2 protein-coding genes and 1 pseudogene are annotated in these 4,327 nt (G+C 70.3%); all 3 read right to left on the bottom strand.

Annotation, left to right across the window (positions count from 1 at the left end; all coding sequences use genetic code 11):
- Nucleotides 1-294, bottom strand: a pseudogene (locus tag L995_RS17755) (multidrug transporter); the annotation flags it as partial.
- A gap of 5 nt (nt 295-299) precedes the next feature.
- Nucleotides 300-3,449 carry a multidrug efflux RND transporter permease subunit gene (locus L995_RS17750; RefSeq protein ID WP_047472826.1) on the bottom strand — a complete coding sequence of 1,050 codons (3,150 nt, stop codon included), beginning with the start codon at nt 3,447-3,449 and terminating at the stop codon, nt 300-302.
- A 26-nt stretch (nt 3,450-3,475) separates the two neighbouring features.
- Nucleotides 3,476-4,327 (bottom strand): efflux RND transporter periplasmic adaptor subunit (locus L995_RS17745; protein ID WP_047472825.1); only part of this gene is annotated, 852 nt, incomplete at its 5' end.

The raw sequence follows: 4,327 nt of genomic DNA, 5'->3' as shown, positions 1-4,327 counted from the left end.
CCGCGTCACCTGGTACAGGGCGCGTGCCGCCTCCACGTTGAGCAGGGTCTGGCGCAGGTCGCGGTTGTGGGCCTGGGCCAGGTCCACCAGCTGGCGCAGCTGGCGGTCGGCGATGAAGCTGTTCCAGTCCAGCGTGGCCGCCGACGAGGACAGCACGGGCGCGGCATCCTGCTGCGGCCATTGCGTGGGAATGGGCGCCTGCGGACGCTGGTGGACCGGGGCGAGGGAGCAGCCCGCCAGCACCAGGCTGGCGGCCAGCGCACACAGGGCGCGTGGGAAGAAGTGCATGGACATGGCGCTTACTCGATGGGGGTTGCCGGGGCCTGCAGGGCAGGCGGGGTGCCGGCCGGCGCCTTGCGCCGGAACAGGGACAGCACCCAGACGAAGAAGACGGGAACGAAGACCACCCCCAGCAGCGTGGCCGACAGCATGCCGCCGATCACGCCAAAGCCGATGGCGGCCTGGCTGGAGGCGCCCGCGCCCGAGGCCAGCGCCAGCGGCACCACGCCCAGGATGAAGGCCAGCGAGGTCATGACGATGGGCCGAAAGCGCAGCCGCGCCGCCTGCAGCGCGGCCTGCGCCAGGCTGTGCCCCTGGGCATGCAGGTCCCTGGCGAACTCCACGATCAGGATGGCGTTCTTGGCCGCCAGGCCGATGATGGTGATCAGGCCCACCTTGAAGTACACGTCGTTGGACAGGCCCACGGCCGAGGTGGCCAGCACCGATCCCAGCGCGCCGATGGGCACGATCAGCATCACGGCGGCGGGAATGCTCCAGCTCTCGTACAGGGCCACCAGCAGCAGGAACACCACCACGATGGCCAGCGCGAACAGCTTGGGCGCCTGGGCACCGGCGGCTTTCTCCTGGAAGGACAGGGCCGTCCACTCGTAGCCTATGCCGCGCGGCATCTCGGCCATGATGCGTTCCAGCTCGGCCATGGCCTCGCCCGTGGTGTGGCCAGGCCTGGCGTCGCCCGAGATGCGGAAGGCCGGATAGCCGTTGTAGCGCGAGATCTGCACCGGCCCGCTTTCCCAGCGCACCGTGGCAAAGGCCGACAGCGGCACCTGCTGCCCGCCGGCGTTGGGCACGTGCAGGCGCAGGATGTCCTCGGGCCGCGCGCGGGCCTGGGCATCGGCCTGCACCACCACGCGCTGCAGGCGGCCCGCGTTGGGGAACTCGTTGATCACGGCCGAGCCGTAGGCGGTGGACAGGGCCGTGTTGATGGCGCTGAAATCCACGCCCTGGGCCTGCGCCTTGCGCCGGTCGATGTCCAGCCGCAGCTGGGGCGCATCCTCCAGGTTTTCCATCATGGCGTAGGCAATGATGGGCGAGGCATTGGCCTTGGCCAGCAGTTGGTCGCGCGCGGCGATCAGCGCCTCGCGGCCCAGGCTGGCGCGGTCCTGCAGGCGCAGCGCAAAGCCGCCGGAGTTGCCCAGGCCGTCGATGGGCGGCGGGTCCACGGCCATGACGGTGCCGTCGGACAGGCTGGCAAAGCGCTGGTTGAAGGCCTGCACCTCGTCCCACGATGCCTGCCCGGCGCCGCGCACCGACCACTCCTTGAGCGTGACGAAGGCCAGGGCCGCGTTCTGCCCCATGCCCGAGAAGCTGTAGCCCATCAGGAACTCGGCCTGGGCCGTGGCGGGGCGGCTCTGAACATAGTCCTCCATGTCCTTGACCATGGCCTTGGTGCGCTCCGTGGTGGCGCCCGGCGGCAGCTGCACGCCGACGATGTAGTAGCCCATGTCCTCGTAGGGCACGAAGGATTCGGGCATGCGCGTGTACGCCACGCCCAGCCCGGCCACGATGGCGGCATACACCAGCATGCAGCGCCCGGCGCGGCGCACCAGCCGCTGGTTGAGCAGGTCGAAGCGCTCGGTCAGCGCCGCGAAGCGGCGGTTGAACCAGCCGAAGAAGCCCTTGCGCTCGGCGTGATGGCCCTTGGCAACGGGCCTGAGCAGCGTGGCGCACAGCGCGGGCGTGAAGGTCAGCGCCAGCAGGCCCGAGAACAGGATGGACACGGCCAGCGACAGCGAGAACTGCCGGTAGATCACACCCACCGATCCGCTCATGAAGGCCAGCGGCAGGAACACGGCCACCAGCACCAGGGTGATGCCGACGATGGCGCCCGAGACCTGGTGCATGGCCTTGACCGTGGCCGCCAGCGGCGACAGACCCTCCTCGGCCATGAGGCGCTCCACGTTCTCCACCACCACGATGGCGTCGTCCACCAGGATGCCGATGGCCAGCACCATGCCGAACATGGTCATCATGTTCACCGAGAAGCCCAGCGCATACATCACGCCCAGGGTGCCGGCCAGGCATACCGGCACGACGATGGTGGGGATCAGCGTGTAGCGCAGGTTCTGCAGGAACAGCCACATCACCAGGAACACCAGCGCCACGGCCTCCACCAGGGTCTGGATGACCTTGCCGATGGCCACTTCCACGAAGCGCGAGGTGTCATAGGGCACGGCGTACTGGATGCCGGCGGGGAAGTTCTGCGACAGCTCGGCCAGGCGCGCCTTGACGGCCTTGGCGGTCTGCATGGCGTTGGCCCCGGGCGCCAGCTGCACGGCGGCGGCCACGCCCTGGCGGCCGTCCTCGCGCGAGGAAAAGCTGTAGTCCAGCTGGCCGACCTCCAGCCGCGCCACATCGGCCAGGCGCACGGCCGAGCCATCGGCCCTGGCACGCAGCACGATCTGGCCGAACTCCTCGGGCGAGGCCAGCGTGCCCTTGACGGCAATGGTGGCGCTCAGCTCCTGGCCGGGCCCTGCGGGCGAGGCGCCAAAGCTGCCGGCCGGCACCTGCGCGTTCTGGGCGGCGATGGCCGCGTTCACGTCCGCCACCGACAGGCCGTAGCCCAGCAGCTTGTTCGGATCGACCCAGACGCGCATGGCCACATCGGCCGCGAAGAACTGCACCTTGCCCACGCCGGGCACGCGGCGGATCTCGTTGTTGATGTTGCGCACGGCGTAGTCGGACAGGGCCACCTCGCTGTTGCTGCCGCTGCCGTCCTTGTAGGTCAGCGAGTAGATCATCAGGAAGTTGGCGCTGGCCTGCTCGACCTGCAGGCCCATCTGCATCACGGACGCGGGCAGGCGCGCCTCGGCCTTCTTGATGCGGTTTTGCACCTCCACCTGCGCCAGCGCGGGCTCGGTGCCCGGGGCGAAGGTGGCCGTGATCTCGGCCATGCCCGTGGAGCCGCTGGAGGAGTCGAAGTACAGCAGCCCCTTGGTGCCGTTCAGCTCCTCCTCGATGACGCTGGTCACCGACTCCATCACCGTGGTGGCGGAGGCCCCCGGATAGTTGGCGGTGATCGAGATCTGCGGCGGCGCCACGTTGGGAAACTGGGAGACGGGCAGTGCCGGTATGGCCAGCAGCCCGGCGAGCATGATGAAGATGGCCACCACCCAGGCGAAGTTGGGGCGGTTGATGAAGAACTTGGACATGGTCTATTCCTTGGGCACGCGCCGGCTCAGTCGCTGGACGTGGCGGAGCTGCCGGAGGCGCTGAAGGTGCCGGACAGCCCCGCCGTAGGGGAGGCCGCGGCATCGGAAAGGGCCGTGACCTGAACCCGCGCCCCGGGCTGCAGGCCTGCCATGCGGCCCACCACCACGCGCTCGCCGCCCTTCAGGCCTGCGCTGATCTGCCACTGCGCGCCATGCATGGCCGCGGTCTGCACGGGGCGCATCTGCAGCGTGTCCTGGCCGTCCACCACCAGCACGTGGGCCTGCCCGTCGGTGCTGCGCCGCACGGCCCGCTGCGGCACCAGGATGGCGGCAGGGTCCACGCCCTGGCCCACGGTCACGCGCACATACATGCCGGGCAGCAGCATGCCGTCGCGGTTGTCGAAGCGCCCGCGCAGCGACATCTGGCCGGTGCCGCGGTCCACCGTCACATCCGAGAACAGCAGTTGCCCCGTGCGCTGCAGGCCCGTGCCGTCCACCTTCAGGGAGACCGGCGTGCCGTCCTTGCCCGCCGTCTGTGCCAGGCGGCCCTCGGCCAGGGCCGCGCGCAGGCGCTGGGCTTCGGCCACGGGCTGCTGGAAGTCGGCATAGACCGGGTCGAGCTGCTGGACCAGCGCCATGGGCGTGGCCTCGCCCTGGCCCACCAGGGCGCCCTCGGTGACCAGCGCACGGCCGATGCGGCCCGCGATAGGCGCCCTGACCGTGGCGTATTCCAGGTTCAGGGCGGCCGCCTGCACCTCGGCCTGGGCGGACTGCCGCGCGGCCTGGGCCGCCTGCAGGCGGGCCTGCATGGCCTCGAAGTCCTGGCGGCTGACCGCCTCCTGCGCCACCAGCGGCGCGTTGCGGCCGACCACGGCACG

This window comes from Delftia sp. ZNC0008 (genome assembly GCF_000799035.1).
Lineage (GTDB): Bacteria > Pseudomonadota > Gammaproteobacteria > Burkholderiales > Burkholderiaceae_C > Comamonas > Comamonas tsuruhatensis.
The sequence above is the reverse complement of the archived record's forward strand: the minus strand, read 5'-3'. Positions and strand labels throughout refer to the sequence as shown.